The organism is Sphingosinicella microcystinivorans (assembly GCF_027941835.1).
Lineage (GTDB): Bacteria > Pseudomonadota > Alphaproteobacteria > Sphingomonadales > Sphingomonadaceae > Sphingosinicella.
This window is the reverse complement of the sequence record NZ_CP116005.1, coordinates 384,877-400,685: the sequence shown is the minus strand read 5'-3', so window position 1 is coordinate 400,685 and position 15,809 is coordinate 384,877. Positions and strand designations below refer to the sequence as shown.

The following is a 15,809-nucleotide window of genomic DNA, read 5'->3' as shown; positions in this document are numbered from 1 at the left end:
GCGTCCCTCGACCTTGCCGGAACTTCTTTAGAAAGACCGCTCCAGCCGTCCGAGCAGCGCGCGGGCCGGGGACAGCGGCACTTCGGTCGCGAACTGGTCGTCGAGGCGCTTGACGCGCTCGTAGAGGTCGCGGCTCGCCTCGATGATCTCGCGGGCGCGCGGGGGAAGCTGGCCGAGGCGGGTCGAGTCGAGCTCGGTGTCGCCGGCGCGGCCGAGGCGGCGTTCGGGCGCCTCGCCCTCGGCCTCGCTCATCTCGCCCGCGGCGACCGCCTTGCGGACCAGCAGCCACGAGACGACGTGCATCAGCCGCGTCGTCACGCGCAGCGACTCGCACGAATAGGCGACGCGCAGCACCGGATCGAGCGCGGCGCGCTCCATCTGGCCCTCGGAATCGAAGTAGCCGCGTGCCTCGTCGGCAAGCAGCATCGCCTCCGTATAGAGCGCGGCCACCAGCTTGGGCGTGATCGGCGTGTGTTCGTTCATCATCGTTGCCGCGAGTGAATCGCGCCTTGTCGTTCCCGGGTCAACGGGCATCTTGAAACAAAAGGGGTTAACAACCACCTCACCATCGCCGGCGAAGGGATGCCCTTTTCGGGGTCCGACCGACCGGCAAGGCCCAGCCGCACGGTGGGCCGAAAGACCGCATATTGCTTTGAATCGAAAGGATATGGACATGCGTACATTTGATCTTTCCCCGCTGCTTCGCTCGTCGATCGGCTTCGAGAACCTCAGCCGGCTCGCGGAGTTCGCCGCACGCGGCGACGAAGGCGGCGGATACCCCCCGTACAACATCGAGAAGACCGGCGAGAACGCCTACCGCATCCAGATGGCGGTGGCGGGCTTCGCGGAGAGCGAACTCGACATCACCGTTCAGGAAAACACGCTGACCGTGACCGGCAAGACCGCCGAGACGGAGAACGGCGATCGCCAGTTCCTCCACCGCGGCATCGCGAAGCGCGCCTTCGAGCGCCGCTTCCAGCTCGCCGACGTCATCAAGGTGACGGGCGCGACCTACGAGCACGGCCTTCTCAACATTGATCTCGTCCGCGAGATCCCCGAGGAGAAGAAGCCCCGCAAGGTCGTCATCGGCGGCCAGACGGGCCCGCAGGTGATCGAGGGCAAGCGCGAAGCCGCCTGAAATCCCTGAATCCGAACGAGAAAGGCCGGGGACGAACGTCTCCGGCCTTTTCTTTTACGCGGCCGCCTTGCGCGGGTTGGCGTTGGCGGGCGGGCCTTTCAAGGCCGCGACGAAGTCGTCGCGCCAGGCGATCACGTCCTCGTCGCGCACGCTCCGCACCATGCTCCGCCAGCGGCGGATGCGCTCCTCGCGCGGCATGGCGAGCGCCGTGTTGATGGCGTCGCCGACCTCCTCGCTGCTGTGCGGGTTGACGAGAAGGGCGTCGGTGAGCTGGAGCGCCGCGCCCGCGAAGCGCGACAGGATGAGGACGCCGGGGTCCTCCGGGTCCTGCGCGGCGACATACTCCTTGGCGACGAGGTTCATGCCGTCGCGCAGCGGCGTGACCAGCCCGACGCGGGAGGCGCGGTAGAAGCCCGCCAGCTCCGTGCGCGAATAGCCCTGGTTCACATAGCGGATCGGCACCCAGTCGATGTCGGCGTGGGCGCCGTTGATGTGCCCGGCCGAGCGCTCCAGCGTGTTGCGGATGTCCTGATAGGTGTACACGTCCTCGCGCGAGGGCGGCGCGATCTGGAGCAGCACCACGTCCTTCGCCGCCTCCGGGTGCTCCGTGAGGAAGCGGTGGTACGAATCGAAGCGCTCGACGAGGCCCTTCGAATAGTCGAGCCGGTCGACGCCGATGATCACCTTCTTGCCGTCGGCGCTCGATTTCAGCCGCTCGAACGCGCGCTTGGCGACGTCGCTTTTCGCCGCGGCCATGAACTCCGCATAGTCGATGCCGATGGGGAAGGCGCGCGTGACCACGCGGCGGCCCTGCCATTCTATGGTGCCGTCGTCGGAGATCGTGCCGCCGAGCTCCTTCTCGACATAGTGGTTGAAGGATTCGAGCCACTCCTGCGACTGGAAGCCGATCACGTCGTAGTGGAGCATGTGCTCGACGAGCCGCTCGTGGAACGGCAGCGACACGAACAGGCGCGTCGGCGGCCAGGGGATGTGCAGGAACAGCCCGATGCGGTTGCGGATGCCGAGATCCTGCAGGAACTTGCCGAGCGGCAGCAGGTGGTAGTCGTGCACCCACACGAGGTCGTCCGGCTCGATGAGCGGCGCCACGCTGTCCGCGAAGCGGCGGTTCACCCGCTCGTAGCCCTCGCCGAAGCTGCGCTCGTACTCGGTGAGGTCGACGCGGTGGTGGAACAGCGGCCACAGCGTGCGGTTGGCGTAGCCGTTGTAATATTCGTCGATGTCCTGCGGCTCGAGGTCGATGGTGGCGGTCGTCACGCCGTGCTGGCGCTGCATGTCGAGATGGCCGGTGAACGTCTCCGTCTCGTTGCCCGACCAGCCGAACCAGATGCCCCGGTGCTCGCGAAGCGCGGCGCCGAGCGCCACGGCGAGGCCGCCCTGGGCGCCGTTCGAATCGGGGTCCTTCGGCACGGACACGCGGTTCGAGATGACGATGAGGCGTTTCATCGGATGGTACTCCAGGGTTTCGAAAGCAGTCCCGCACAGTTGATGATGCCGACCAGCGAATAGGTCTGCGGATAGTTCCCCCACAGCTCGCCGGTCTCGAAGTCCATGTCCTCCGAAAGCAGGCCCGCGTCGGTGGCGTGGCCGAGCATCCGTTCGAAAAGCGCGCGGGCCTCGTCGCATCGCCCGTGCAGGCAAAGCGCCTCGATCAGCCAGAACGTGCAGATGTTGAAGGCGGTCTCGGGCTTTCCGAAATCGTCCTCGCTGTCGTAGCGCAGCATGTGCTCGCCGCGCCGCAGCGCCTTCTCGGCGGCGGCGAAGGTCGCCGCCATGCGCGGGTCGTCGGCGGGCAGGAAGCGCAGGTCGACGAGCTGGAGCAGGCTGGCGTCGAGCTCCTGCCCGCCGAACGACGCGCCGAAGTGCCCGGCGCCTTCCGACCATGCGCGCGTCTCGATGGCCTCGCGGATGGCCGCGGCGCGGCCGCGCCAGTGCCGCTCGCGCTCGATGAGCCCGAGGATGCGGGCCGCGTTCTCCAGCCGGTCGCACGCCGCCCAGCTCATCACCGCGCTGTAGGTGTGGACGGCGGTGCGCGTGCGGTACTCCCAGAGCCCGGCATCGGGCGTGTCGTGCCGTGCCCACGCCATCTCGCCGACGTGCTCGAGGCTGTGGAAGTCGTCGAGGTTCGCCGTCCGGAGCAGGCGGCGGTCCACGAACGCCTGGATGTTGGGCAGCACGATCTGGCCGTAGACGTCGTGCTGGACCTGCGTGTAGGCGGCGTTGCCGACGCGCACCGGCCCCATGCCGCGATAGCCCGCGAGGCCCTCGGCGACCGTCTCGTCCAGCGTCCGCTCGCCGGAGACGCCATAGAGCGGCTGGATGTGGCCGTCGGCGGCATCGACGATGTTGCGGAGGTAGGCGAGGTATTTTTCGAGCACGTCGAGCGCGCCGAGGCGGTTCAGCGCCTGCACGGTGTAGTAGGCGTCGCGAATCCAGCAGTAGCGGTAGTCCCAGTTCCGCCCCGAGCCCGCCGCCTCGGGGATCGAGGTGGTGAGCGCGGCGACGATGGCGCCCGTCTCCTCGTGCTGGCAGAGCTTCAGCGTGATCGCGGCGCGGATCACGTGGTCCTGCCATTCGAGCGGCGTCGCGAGGCCGCGCACCCAGTGCATCCAGTAGGTCTCGGTGCGGTCGAGCATCGCCCGCACCTCGTCGGCGACATTCCCCGCGAAGGGCTCGTCCGGCCCGAGGAAGAAGTGCAGCGCCCGCTCCAGCCGGAACGGGCGGCTGTCGAGCACGTAGCCGACCGGCGCGTCGGTCGTCAGGCGCAGCGTCTGGTCGCCGAGCAGGTAGCGGACATGGTTGGTGCCGTTGGTGCGCGGCGCCCGCTCGCGGCCGTAGCTGCGCATCGGCGCGAGGTGGATGCGGAGGCGCGGCGATCCCGCGACCGGCTTCACGACGCGCACCCAGGCGACCGGGCGGTACATGCGCCCGGTGCGTTCGAAGCGCGGGCAGAAGTCGATGATCTCGATCGCGCCGCCGTGCACGTCCTCGAGCCGCGTGACGAGGATCGGCGTGTTGCGCCGGTACGCCTGCCGGGCCGAGACCTGCCCTTCGAGCGAGATCGCCCAGGCGCCGTCCGCGTCGCCGCCGGGGTCGTCATTGAGCAGTGCGCAGAAGGCGGGATCACCGTCGACGCGCGGCACGCAGCCCCAGACGAGCCGCCCGGCGGTGTCGACGAGGCCGCTGACCTGACAGTTGCCCACGGGCCAGAGTTCGAGGCTGCTCATAGGCCGGCCAGCCAGTTGTGAACGTCGTTCACATCGGCGAGGCGTGCCGTTGCGACGGTCTCCGCGCGCGCGCCGCCGAGTTCGCCGACGAGGACGCCGAAGCCGCCGTGCGCGGCGGCGGCCCGGAAGCCGTCCTCGTCCGTCACGTCGTCCCCGATGAAGACGGGGGTGCTGCCCCGGAAGCCGGGCGTCGCCATCAGCGCCGCGACGATGCCGCCCTTGTCGATCCCCGGCGGCATCAGCTCGGCGACCATCTTGCCGGACTTCATCTGGAGCCCGTAGCGCGTGCCGAGCTGCCGCGCGAACGCCTCCACGGCCGCGCCCGCGCCGGGCGCCTGCCGGTAGTGGAAGGCGAAGCCGAGCGGCTTGGTTTCGAGGAGAAGGCCGTGCGCGGCGGCGAAAGCGCTCGCTTCCAGATGCGCCTGCTCAGGGAAGGCCGAGCCGGGCGGGGCGTCCGCATCCGCCGCCGCGAGGCGGAGTTCGCCGCCGTGCGAGCCGGAAAGCGTGATGCGGCGCGTGCCGAGATGCCGGTCGAGGTCCGCGAGCGCCCGCCCGCTGATGACGGCGAGCCGCCCCTCCAGATGCGCCGCGAGACGCTCCAGCATCGCGGAAAGGCCGGGGGCGACGTGAATGGCATCGGGCGTGGGCGCAAGCTCGACGAGCGTGCCGTCGAAATCGAGGAAGACCGAAAGGCGCGCGATGGTGCCGGGCAGGGGCGGCATCGGCAGCGTCGTCGTGCCGGCCCTGAGCGTCTCGGCCCTGCACGTCCCGACCCTGAACGTCTCTGCGCCGAATGTCTCTTCTGAGGAATCGATGCCCATGCGATGCGGGATGAAGAACGTCCTTCGGTTGCCTCGGGTTCCCCTATTGTGGGCGGAGGCGCGCTGCGGGATCAACCCCTCCTGTTGCCCGAACGACGGGACTTGCGCGCGGGAAGGCCCCCGATTATAGACGCGGCTCCCGGGCTCTAGGAGTGTAGCTCAGTTGGTAGAGCATCGGTCTCCAAAACCGAGGGCCGTGGGTTCGAGTCCCTCCACTCCTGCCAGTCTCCGATAGGCGAGCGGATTTGGGGCTCGGGAGCGAGTAGAGGTTCACCAGTCAACCGGCGCCGCCCGGAAGAGAAGGGCGCGGCCGGTCGGCTGTTTTTGTTTGGGAAATGAGCGCGTTAGATGGCTAAGATGACCAATCCGGGCACGTTCGTGCGGCAGGTGCGTCAGGAGACCGCGAAGGTCACCTGGCCGACGCGCCGCGAGACGATCGTGACGACGATCATGGTGCTCATCATGACCACCATCCTGTCGCTGTTCTTCCTGGGCGTCGACCAGGTGCTGGGCCGAATCGTCCAGTTCCTGCTCGATATCGCGAAGTAAACGGGGAAGGGTCGGACACGGGAATGGCCGCGCGCTGGTACATCATTCACGCCTACTCGAACTTCGAGAACAAGGTCCGCGATTCGATCCTCGACGAGGCGAAGCGGCTCGGCCTTGAAGCGCTTGTCGAGCAGGTCGAGGTGCCGACCGAGACCGTGACGGAAGTCCGCCGCGGCAAGAAGGTGCAGGCGGAGCGCAAGTACTTCCCCGGCTACGTGCTGGCGAAGCTGCATATGACCGACGACGTGTTCCACCTCGTGAAGAACACGCCGAAGGTGACGGGTTTCCTCGGCGCGAGCGGCAAGCCCTCGCCGATCAGCGAGGCCGAGGCGGCGCGCATCCTGTCGACGAAGGGCCACCACATCGAGGCGCCGAAGGCGAAGATGAAGGTGAACTTCGAGATCGGCGACGAGGTGCGCGTGCTCGACGGTCCGTTCGCGAGCTTCAACGGCCTCGTCGAGGAAATCGACTTCGACCGCGCCCGCGTGAAGGTGTCCGTGTCGATCTTCGGGCGCGCGACGCCCGTGGAGCTCGACTTCGAGCAGGTCGAGCGGACGAAGTAGTTTTTTACCCCTTGCCGGTTACGGGGCCGTTTGCGGCGCCGTTTATGGGAAGGGGCGTTGCTTGCGGGAGGCCGCCTTCGGGCGTCCGTCTGGACCGCTAAACTTGAAAGAGAGTGAGAAATGGCCAAGAAGATCACCGGCTATATCAAGCTGCAGGTGCCGGCTGCAAACGCGACCCCGTCGCCGCCCCTCGGGCCGGCGCTCGGTCAGCGCGGCGTCAACATCATGGAATTCTGCAAGGCGTTCAACGCCCAGACGCAGGAGATGGAGAAGGGCGCGCCCGTGCCGACGGTGATCACCGTCTACGCCGACCGCAGCTTCTCGTTCGTCACCAAGACGCCCCCCGCGACGTTCCTTCTGAAGAAGGCGGCCAACCTCAAGTCCGGCTCCAAGACGCCGGGCAAGGCGAGCGCCGGGACGATCAAGCGCTCCGCCGTCCGCGAGATCGCGCAGACGAAGATGGTCGACCTGTCGGCCAACGACATCGACGCGGCAATGAAGATCATCGAGGGCTCCGCGCGCTCGATGGGCCTCGAAGTGGTGGAGGGCTGAACATGGCCAAGCTGACGAAGAAGGCCAAGGCGCTGGCCGGCAAGGTCGACCGTGAGAAGCTCTACGGTGTCGACGAAGCCATTGCGCTCGTGAAGAGCCTCGCGAGCTCGAAGTTCGACGAGACCGTCGAGGTCGCGCTGAATCTCGGCGTCGATCCGCGCCACGCCGACCAGATGGTCCGCGGCGTCGTCCGCCTGCCGAGCGGCACGGGCAAGGACGTCCGCGTCGCGGTGTTCGCGCGCGGCGACAAGGCCGAGGACGCGAAGAAGGCGGGCGCGGAGGTCGTCGGCGCCGAGGACCTGATGGAAGAGATCCAGAACGGCCGCAGCGACTTCGACCGCGTGATCGCGACGCCCGACATGATGGGCATCGTCGGCCGCCTCGGCAAGGTGCTGGGCCCCAAGGGCCTGATGCCGAACCCGAAGCTCGGCACCGTCACGCCGAACGTCGTCGAGGCCGTGGAAGCGGCCAAGGGCGGCCAGGTGGAGTTCCGCGTCGAGAAGGCCGGCATCATCCACAGCGGCATCGGCAAGGTGAGCTTCGACGACGCGGCCTTGAGGGCGAACTTCGAAGCCTTCGTCGACGCCATCGTCAAGGCGAAGCCGTCGGGCGCCAAGGGCAAGTACGTGCGCAAGATCGCCATCAGCTCCACGATGGGGCCGGGCGTGCGCATCGACACGGCGACCGCAGGCGCGGCCGCCTGACACAGAATCGCGGGGCGGGCCGGAGACGGGCCGCCCCGAGATACCGTCCGAGATTGCAGGCGTTTCCGGGAGGAAACTCAAAACGCCAGCCTGCATGAGACGGGGACAAGTTTTCCGGTTCCAGCCGTGCGATGGCGAACCGGGTCTGCCGAAGGGCTCCTTTCGCCCCCATGCAGACGACGACCCCGCGGACGGGCCGAGACCCCCGGAATGGTCCGGGATTTCGGCTCAACCGTCCCGAAGGCGAGCGATCGCCGGACGGACAAACCAGGAGTGAAGCATGGATCGCGCTGAAAAAAAGGCGCTCGTCGCATCGCTCAACCGCGTCTTCTCGGAGACCGGGGTTGTCGTCATCACGCGCAACCACGGCCTTACCGTCGCCCAGGTGACGGCTCTCCGCGGCAAGATGCGCGAGGCGGGCGCGGGCTATAAAGTCGCGAAGAACAAGCTCGCCCGGATCGCACTGGAAGGGACGCCGTACACGGGGATCAGCGACATGCTGGTCGGCCCGACGGCGCTGGCAACGTCGAGTGATCCCGTTGCCGCCGCCAAGGCAGCCATCGATTTCGCGAAGACCAACGAGAAGTTGGAAATCGTCGGCGGCGCCATGGGGGACACCGTCCTCGATGCGGATGGCATCAAGCAACTGGCATCGCTGCCGTCGCTTGACGAACTGCGCGCCAAGATCGTCGGCCTCATCAATGCGCCGGCGACCAAGCTCGTTCAGATCGTCCAGGCGCCCGCAGGCCAGCTGGCGCGTGTCATGGGTGCCTATGCGGCCAAGGACGCCGCGTAAGCCAGTCCGGACAGGCTCTTACGACCAACACCAAACATTGGGCCGCGTGGCCCGCATGGAGACTTAAAATGGCAGACCTTCAGAAGATTGTTGACGACCTTTCCGCGCTCACCGTTCTCGAAGCGGCCGAGCTTTCGAAGCTCCTCGAAGAGAAGTGGGGCGTTTCGGCCGCCGCTGCCGTCGCGGTTGCGGCGGCTCCGGGTGCCGGCGGCGGCGACGCCGGCCCGGCCGCGGAAGAGAAGACCGAGTTCGACGTGATCCTCACCGGCGACGGCGGCAAGAAGATCAACGTCATCAAGGAAGTCCGCGCCATCACCAACCTCGGCCTCGGCGAAGCCAAGGCGCTCGTCGAGGGCGCCCCGAAGCCGGTGAAGGAAGGCGTGAACAAGGAAGAGGCCGAGAAGATCAAGAAGCAGCTCGAGGAAGCCGGCGCGACCGTCGAGATCAAGTAAGCTTCACGGCTTTTCGAATGGAAGGGCGGCGCCGCAAGGGGCCGCCCTTTTTTCATGCGGCATAAGCGGCTGATTCCAAAGCCGCGCGTTTGATGTATGGTACGGGGCCAGGGACCGGGCGGCAGCCATGCGGAAGATCGAAGACAGAACCTTTCTCGCCCTCATCGTCGTCGTCTCGCTGGCGTTCGCGTGGGTGCTGCTGCCGTTCTTCGGCGCGATCCTCTGGGCGCTGATCGCCGCCATCCTGTTCGAGCCGCTCAACCGGCGGTTGCTGGCGAAGTTTCGGGGCCATCCGAACCTCGCCGCGCTCGTGACGCTGCTGGTGATCGTCGCCATGGTGATCCTGCCCGCGATCACGCTCGGCATCTTCCTGCTGCAGGAGGCGACCGCGATCTACGCCCGCATCGAGGCGGGCCAGATCGACGTGGGCGGCTATTTCCGGCAGGTGCAGGCGCTGCTGCCGGACTGGGCGATCTCCCTGCTGCGCCGCGTCGGGCTCGGCAACATCAGCGCCATCCGCGAGAAGATCGCCGACGGCATCGCCGACAGCTTCCAGGTGCTCGCGGCGCAGACCGTGGTGATCGGGCAGCGGACGTTCGGCTTCCTCGTCGGGCTCGGCGTGATGCTGTACCTGATCTTCTTCTTCCTGCGCGACGGGGACGCGCTCGTCGAGAAGCTGCGCGGCTCGATCCCGCTGCACCCGGCGCAGCGCAACGCGCTCATCGCCAAGTTCGTCACCGTGATCCGCGCGACGGTGAAGGGCAGCATCGTCGTCGCCGTCCTGCAGGGCGCGGTCGGCGGCGTCGTGTTCTGGAGCCTCGGCATCCACGGCGCGCTGCTGTGGGGCGTGCTGATGGGATTCCTGTCGCTGCTCCCGGCGGTCGGCACGGGGCTCGTCTGGGTGCCGGTCGCCATCTACCTGCTCGTCACGGGCGCGATCTGGCAGGGGGTCGTGCTGGTGTTCTGCGGTTTCTTCGTCATCGGCCTCATCGACAACCTACTGCGCCCGATCCTCGTCGGCCGCGACGCGCGGATGCCCGACTATATCGTGCTCGTCTCGACGCTCGGCGGCATCGAGCTGTTCGGGCTGAACGGCATCGTCATCGGCCCGGTGATCGCGGCGCTGTTCATGGCGGTGTGGGAGATCGTGGCGGCGGGGCGCCGGTCCGGCTGGACGACCGCCTGACCCGTCAGTCCTCGAGGATGCGGCTGTGCGTGCGCGTGTCGCGCATCCTGAGGTAGACGACGAGCGAGATGCCGATCATCACGGTGACGTACCAGTAGAAGCCCTGCTCCATGCCCCGCGCCTTGAACCATAGCGCCACGTATTCGGCGGTGCCGCCGAAGATCGTGTTGGCGAGCGCGTAGGGCAGGGCGACGCCGAGCGCGCGGACGTGCGCCGGGAACAGCTCCGCCTTCACCACGGCGTTGATCGAGGTGTAGCCGGTGACGATGACAAGCGCGCCGAGCACGAGCGCGAAGGCCACGAACGGGTCGCGCGTCGTCTCGAGCGTCGAGAAGATCGGATACGTGAGCAGCACGCCCGCGATGCCGAAACCGACCATCAGCGGCTTGCGGCCGATCCGGTCCGACAGCCCGCCCGCCAGCGGTTGCAGGAGCATGAAGACGAACAGCGTCCCCGCGTTGATCTGCGAGGCGACCTCGCGGCTGAAGCCCGAGGTGTTGACGAGGAACTTCTGCATGTAGATCGAGTAGGCGTAGAAGGCGAGCGTGCCGCCCGCCGTGAGCAGCATCACCACCGCCGCCTCGCGCGGGTGGCGCAGGAACAGCTCGGCGAGGCCCGAAACGGCGATGCCTTCCTTCTTGGCGTTCGTGAAGCTCTCGGTCTCGGCGAGGCCGCGGCGGATGTAGAACACCACGATCGCCAGCACGCCGCCGATCGCGAAGGGGATGCGCCAGCCCCATGCGTCGAGCGCGGCCTCCGGCATCACGTTCTGGAGCACCAGCAGCACGCAGATGGCCAGCAGTTGCCCGGAGATCAGCGTCACGTACTGGAAGCTGGAGAAGAAACCGCGCCGGTCGCGGCCCGCCATCTCGGAAAGATAGGTGGCGCTCGCGCCGTACTCGCCGCCGACCGAAAGCCCCTGCATCATGCGGGCGAGGACGAGAAGGGCGGGCGCGAACACGCCGATCGCCTGGTAGTCGGGGGTGAGGGCGATGAGCAGCGAGCCTGCGCACATCAGCGTGACGGAGAGGGTGAGGCCGGCCTTGCGCCCGTGCCGGTCGGCATAGATGCCCATGATCCACGCGCCGATCGGGCGCATCAGGAAGCCGACGGCGAACACGGCAGCGCTGTTCATGAGCTGCGCGGTGCGGTCGCCTTCGGGGAAGAAGTGCGGCGCGAAATAAAGGGCGAAGGCGGCGTAGACGTACCAGTCGTACCATTCGACGAGGTTGCCGGTGGCGCCGCCGATGATGGATTTCAGGCGTTTACGACTGTCTGCTGCCGTCTTTCCGGTCATGCGGCCGCATCCTCCCCCCGTTTTCCGTGGCGTCCCTGTTAGGGGACCCGCGCGCTGACGGAAAGGGATTGCGCGCGGGGGTTTGACAGCGCGGCTCACGGCTCCTATATCCCGCTTCCTTCCACAGCCTTTCGGGAAATGATGCGCCTTCGCGCAGCGCATCGCACGAATGGATCGGCTGCGGCTTGATGCGGAAAGCTGCGGTTCTCCCGGATGCGGGAGAGCCTGCGGCTTTTTTCGCGTCAGCGCCTGACGATATTTGAAGAGCAAGGGCGACAAACAACATGGCCACCCAGGCGAAATCCTTCACCGGTAAAAAGCGTATCCGCAAGGTCTTCGGGCACATCGCCGAGGTCGTGCAGATGCCGAACCTCATCGAGGTGCAGCGCGAATCGTATGAGCAGTTCCTGCGCTCCGACCCGTCGCGCGGCTATGTCTCGGGCCTCGAGAAGACGCTGCGGTCGGTGTTCCCGATCCGCGACTTCGCCGGCACCGCCGAGCTGGATTTCGTCAACTACGAGCTGGAAGAGCCGAAGTACGACACCGACGAGTGCCGCCAGCGCGGCATGACCTACGCGGCGCCGATGCGCGTGACGCTGCGCCTGATCGTCTTCGAGATCGACCCCGACACCGAGAGCCGCTCCGTCCTCGATATCAAGGAGCAGGACGTCTACATGGGCGACATGCCGCTCATGACCGAGAACGGCACGTTCATCATCAACGGCACCGAGCGCGTCATCGTCTCGCAGATGCACCGTTCGCCCGGCGTGTTCTTCGATCACGACCGCGGCAAGACGCACAGCTCGGGCAAGTTCCTGTTCGCCGCGCGCGTCATTCCGTACCGCGGCTCGTGGCTCGACTTCGAGTTCGACGCCAAGGACATCGTCAACGTCCGTATCGACCGCAAGCGCAAGCTGCCGGTGACGACGCTGCTCTATGCGCTCGGCATGAACAGCGAGGAGATTCTCAACCAGTTCTACGGCCGCGTCACCTACAAGCGCGCCGAGGGCGGCTGGAAGGTGCCGTTCCTCGCCGACCAGTGGCGCGGCAACAAGCCCGCGTTCGACATCGTCGACGCGAAGTCGGGCGAGATCGTGTTCGAGCAGGGCAAGAAGATCACGCCGCGCGCCGCCAAGAAGGCCGAGAACGACGGCCTTTCCGAGCTGCTGATCCCGACCGAGGAAATCTACGGCCGCTACTCGGCGTTCGACCTCGTCAACGAGAAGACCGGCGAGATCTACATCGAGGCGGGCGACGAGGTGACGGAAGCGAACCTCGCCAAGCTCGACGCGGCGGGCGTTTCGGACATCGACCTGCTCGACATCGACCACGTCAACATCGGCGCGTGGATGCGCAACACGCTGATGGCGGACAAGGTGGAAGAGCGCGACCACGCGCTCGCCGAGATCTACCGCGTCATGCGCCCCGGCGAGCCGCCGACGCGCGAGACGGCGGAAGGCATGTTCGCCGGCCTGTTCTTCGATCCGGAGCGCTACGACCTTTCGGCCGTGGGCCGCGTGAAGATGAACATGCGCCTCGACCTCGACGCCGAGGACACGGTGACGACGCTGCGCAAGGACGACATCCTCGCGGTGGTGAAGACGCTCGTCGAGCTGAAGGACGGCAAGGGCGAGATCGACGACATCGACAACCTCGGCAACCGCCGCGTGCGGTCGGTCGGCGAGCTTCTGGAGAACCAGTACCGCGTCGGCCTGCTCCGCATGGAGCGCGCTGTGAAGGAGCGCATGTCGTCGGTCGACATCGAGACGACGATGCCGAACGACCTCATCAACGCGAAGCCGGCCGTGGCCGCGGTGCGCGAGTTCTTCGGCTCCTCGCAGCTCTCGCAGTTCATGGACCAGACCAACCCGCTCTCCGAAGTGACGCACAAGCGCCGCGTCTCGGCGCTCGGGCCGGGCGGTCTCACCCGCGAGCGCGCGGGCTTCGAGGTCCGCGACGTCCACCCGACGCACTACGGCCGCATCTGCCCGATCGAGACGCCGGAAGGCCCGAACATCGGCCTCATCAACAGCCTCGCGACGTTCAGCCGCGTCAACAAGTACGGCTTCATCGAGACGCCGTACCGCAAGGTCGTGGACGGCAAGGTGACGAACGACGTCATCTACCTGTCGGCGATGGAAGAGGCGAAGCACACGATCGCGCAGGCGAACGCCGAGTTGGACGCCGAGCGCCGTTTCGTCGAGGACCTCGTTTCGGCCCGCGAGGCCGGCGAGTTCCTGATGGCGCCGCGCGACCACATCACGCTGATGGACGTCAGCCCCAAGCAGCTCGTCTCGGTCGCCGCGTCGCTGATCCCGTTCCTCGAGAACGACGACGCCAACCGCGCGCTGATGGGATCGAACATGCAGCGTCAGGCGGTGCCGCTGCTCCGCGCCGAGGCGCCGTTCGTCGGCACCGGCATGGAAGGCACGGTGGCGCGCGACTCCGGTGCGGCGATCGCCGCGCGGCGCACGGGCATCATCGACCAGGTCGATGCGACCCGTATCGTCATCCGCGCGACGGAAGAGGAAGACGCCGGCAAGTCGGGCGTCGACATCTACACGCTCCAGAAGTTCCAGCGTTCGAACCAGAACACCTGCATCAACCAGCGTCCGCTGGTGAAGGTGGGCGACGTGGTCCGCCGCGGCGACATCATCGCCGACGGCCCCTCGACGCAGCTCGGCGAACTGGCTTTGGGGCGGAACGTGCTCGTCGCGTTCATGCCGTGGAACGGCTACAACTACGAGGACTCCATCCTCATCTCCGAGCGGATCGTGAAGGACGACGTCTTCACCTCGATCCACATCGAGGAGTTCGAGGTGATGGCCCGCGACACCAAGCTCGGGCCGGAGGACATCACCCGCGACATCCCGAACGTCGGCGAGGAGGCGCTGCGCAACCTCGACGAGGCGGGCATCGTCTACATCGGCGCCGAGGTCGAGCCGGGCGACATCCTCGTCGGCAAGATCACGCCCAAGGGCGAAAGCCCGATGACGCCGGAAGAGAAGCTGCTCCGCGCCATCTTCGGCGAAAAGGCGAGCGACGTGCGCGACACCTCGCTGCGCCTGCCGCCGGGCGTTGCCGGCACGGTCGTCGAGGTGCGCGTGTTCAACCGCCACGGCATCGACAAGGACGAGCGCGCGCTCCAGATCGAGCGCGAGGAGATCGAGCGTCTCGAGAAGGACCGCGATGACGAGCGCGCCATTCTCGACCGCGCGGCCTATGCGCGCCTGAAGGACGTGCTCATCGGCCAGACCGCGGCGGCGGCGCCGAAGGGCATCAAGAAGGGCGCGGTGATCGACGAGGCGACGCTCAGCGAGCAGCCGCGCCGCGAATGGTGGAAGTTCGCCGTCGAGGACGACAAGCGGCAGGCCGATCTCGAAGCCATGAAGGCGACGTGGGAAGAGGCGCTGAAGAGCCTCGACCGCCGCTTCGCCGAGAAGGTCGAGAAGCTGCAGCGCGGCGACGAGATGCTGCCGGGCGTGCTGAAGATGGTGAAGGTCTTCGTCGCGGTGAAGCGCAAGCTGCAGCCGGGCGACAAGATGGCCGGCCGTCACGGCAACAAGGGCGTCATCAGCCGCATCCTGCCGATCGAGGACATGCCGTTCCTCGACGACGGCACGCACGTCGACATCGTGCTGAACCCGCTCGGCGTGCCTTCGCGCATGAACGTCGGGCAGATCTTCGAGACGCACCTCGGCTGGGCCGCGCGCGGTCTCGGGCGTCAGATCAGCGCCATGCTGGAGGACATCCACGCCAAGGCGCATGGGCTCGACAAGGACGACGCCAAGGGGCTGCGCGACAAGCTGAAGGCCATCTACGGCCAGCAGTACAACGCGGAGATCGACGGCCAGTCCGAGGACGAGCTGCTGGAGCTTGCCTCCAACCTCGCCTCGGGCGTGCCGATGGCAACGCCGGTGTTCGACGGCGCGCGCGAGGCGGACGTTGCGGACATGCTGAGCCTCGCCGGCCTCGACCGGTCGGGCCAGGTGGAGCTGTACGACGGCCGCACCGGCGAGATGTTCGACCGCAAGGTGACTGTCGGCTACATCTACATGCTGAAGCTGCACCACCTCGTCGACGACAAGATCCACGCGCGTTCGATCGGGCCGTACAGCCTCGTCACCCAGCAGCCGCTGGGCGGCAAGGCGCAGTTCGGCGGCCAGCGCTTCGGCGAGATGGAGGTGTGGGCGCTGCAGGCCTACGGCGCGGCGTACACGTTGCAGGAAATGCTGACGGTGAAGTCGGACGACGTCGCCGGCCGCACCAAGGTCTACGAGGCGATCGTCAAGGGCGACGACACGTTCGAGGCCGGCATCCCCGAGAGCTTCAACGTGCTCGTCAAGGAAATGCGCTCGCTCGGCCTCAACGTCGAGCTGCGCAACAGCGAGGACGACGAAGCCGAGGCGAAGGCGATCGCGGCCGAGTAAAGCAACACGGGAAGAGGGGCCATTTTCGGCGGCCCGTGCCCCTCTTCCTCCCAAGCAAGGCTTGGGCCCCTCCCTC

Annotated in this window: 14 protein-coding genes and 1 tRNA gene; 10 read left to right on the top strand and 5 right to left on the bottom strand. The window is 67.1% G+C overall.

Annotated features, from left to right (window positions below):
• Positions 1-27: 27 nt before the first annotated feature.
• Positions 28-486 (bottom strand): DUF1465 family protein, encoded by a 459-nt coding sequence (locus PE061_RS01785; protein ID WP_271257517.1) that lies wholly within the window; start codon positions 484-486, stop codon positions 28-30.
• Between the two features lie 187 nt (positions 487-673).
• Here PE061_RS01785 and PE061_RS01780 point away from each other — a divergent pair, with 187 nt between their 5' ends.
• On the top strand, positions 674-1,138 hold the full coding sequence (locus PE061_RS01780; RefSeq protein ID WP_271257516.1) for an Hsp20 family protein: 465 nt from the start codon (positions 674-676) through the stop codon (positions 1,136-1,138).
• Between the two features lie 54 nt (positions 1,139-1,192).
• Here PE061_RS01780 and otsA read toward each other — a convergent pair whose 3' ends face one another.
• Genes otsA through otsB form a run of 3 tightly spaced genes read right to left on the bottom strand, consistent with a single transcriptional unit; the run spans position 1,193 to position 5,204 of the window.
• The gene (otsA, locus tag PE061_RS01775; RefSeq protein ID WP_271257515.1) at positions 1,193-2,602 is read right to left on the bottom strand and encodes an alpha,alpha-trehalose-phosphate synthase (UDP-forming); all 1,410 of its coding nucleotides are present in this window, start codon (positions 2,600-2,602) and stop codon (positions 1,193-1,195) included.
• A complete protein-coding gene (locus PE061_RS01770; RefSeq protein WP_271257514.1) occupies positions 2,599-4,383 on the bottom strand; it encodes a glycoside hydrolase family 15 protein in 1,785 nt (594 codons plus the stop codon). Before PE061_RS01770 ends, otsA begins: the two co-directional genes overlap by 4 nt.
• Positions 4,380-5,204 (bottom strand): trehalose-phosphatase, encoded by an 825-nt coding sequence (otsB, locus tag PE061_RS01765; RefSeq protein ID WP_271257513.1) that lies wholly within the window; start codon positions 5,202-5,204, stop codon positions 4,380-4,382. Before otsB ends, PE061_RS01770 begins: the two co-directional genes overlap by 4 nt.
• 148 nt (positions 5,205-5,352) lie before the next feature.
• Between otsB and PE061_RS01760 the strand changes: the two genes are divergently transcribed.
• From PE061_RS01760 to PE061_RS01725, 8 genes are all read left to right on the top strand, one after another.
• A tRNA-Trp gene (locus tag PE061_RS01760) sits at positions 5,353-5,428 on the top strand.
• Positions 5,429-5,552: 124 nt separating this feature from the next.
• On the top strand, positions 5,553-5,753 hold the full coding sequence (gene secE / locus PE061_RS01755) for a preprotein translocase subunit SecE (protein ID WP_271257512.1): 201 nt from the start codon (positions 5,553-5,555) through the stop codon (positions 5,751-5,753).
• Between the two features lie 23 nt (positions 5,754-5,776).
• On the top strand, positions 5,777-6,316 hold the full coding sequence (gene nusG, locus PE061_RS01750; RefSeq protein ID WP_121047502.1) for a transcription termination/antitermination protein NusG: 540 nt from the start codon (positions 5,777-5,779) through the stop codon (positions 6,314-6,316).
• Positions 6,317-6,436: 120 nt separating this feature from the next.
• Positions 6,437-6,868 (top strand): 50S ribosomal protein L11, encoded by a 432-nt coding sequence (gene rplK / locus PE061_RS01745; RefSeq protein ID WP_271257511.1) that lies wholly within the window; start codon positions 6,437-6,439, stop codon positions 6,866-6,868.
• A gap of 2 nt (positions 6,869-6,870) precedes the next feature.
• Positions 6,871-7,572: a 50S ribosomal protein L1 gene (gene rplA / locus PE061_RS01740; RefSeq protein WP_271257510.1), complete on the top strand. Its 702-nt coding sequence runs from the start codon at positions 6,871-6,873 to the stop codon at positions 7,570-7,572.
• Positions 7,573-7,852: 280 nt separating this feature from the next.
• Positions 7,853-8,368 (top strand): 50S ribosomal protein L10, encoded by a 516-nt coding sequence (gene rplJ / locus PE061_RS01735; protein WP_271257509.1) that lies wholly within the window; start codon positions 7,853-7,855, stop codon positions 8,366-8,368.
• A 68-nt stretch (positions 8,369-8,436) separates the two neighbouring features.
• Positions 8,437-8,820: a 50S ribosomal protein L7/L12 gene (gene rplL / locus PE061_RS01730; protein WP_271257508.1), complete on the top strand. Its 384-nt coding sequence runs from the start codon at positions 8,437-8,439 to the stop codon at positions 8,818-8,820.
• Positions 8,821-8,947: 127 nt separating this feature from the next.
• Positions 8,948-10,006, top strand: coding sequence for an AI-2E family transporter (locus PE061_RS01725; RefSeq protein WP_271257507.1), 1,059 nt, complete (start codon positions 8,948-8,950; stop codon positions 10,004-10,006).
• 4 nt (positions 10,007-10,010) lie between these two features.
• Here the strand turns inward: PE061_RS01725 and PE061_RS01720 are convergent, their stop codons facing one another.
• Positions 10,011-11,303 carry an MFS transporter gene (locus PE061_RS01720; protein ID WP_271257506.1) on the bottom strand — a complete coding sequence of 431 codons (1,293 nt, stop codon included), beginning with the start codon at positions 11,301-11,303 and terminating at the stop codon, positions 10,011-10,013.
• A gap of 284 nt (positions 11,304-11,587) precedes the next feature.
• Here PE061_RS01720 and rpoB point away from each other — a divergent pair, with 284 nt between their 5' ends.
• On the top strand, positions 11,588-15,733 hold the full coding sequence (gene rpoB, locus PE061_RS01715; RefSeq protein WP_271257505.1) for a DNA-directed RNA polymerase subunit beta: 4,146 nt from the start codon (positions 11,588-11,590) through the stop codon (positions 15,731-15,733).
• Positions 15,734-15,809: the final 76 nt, after the last annotated feature.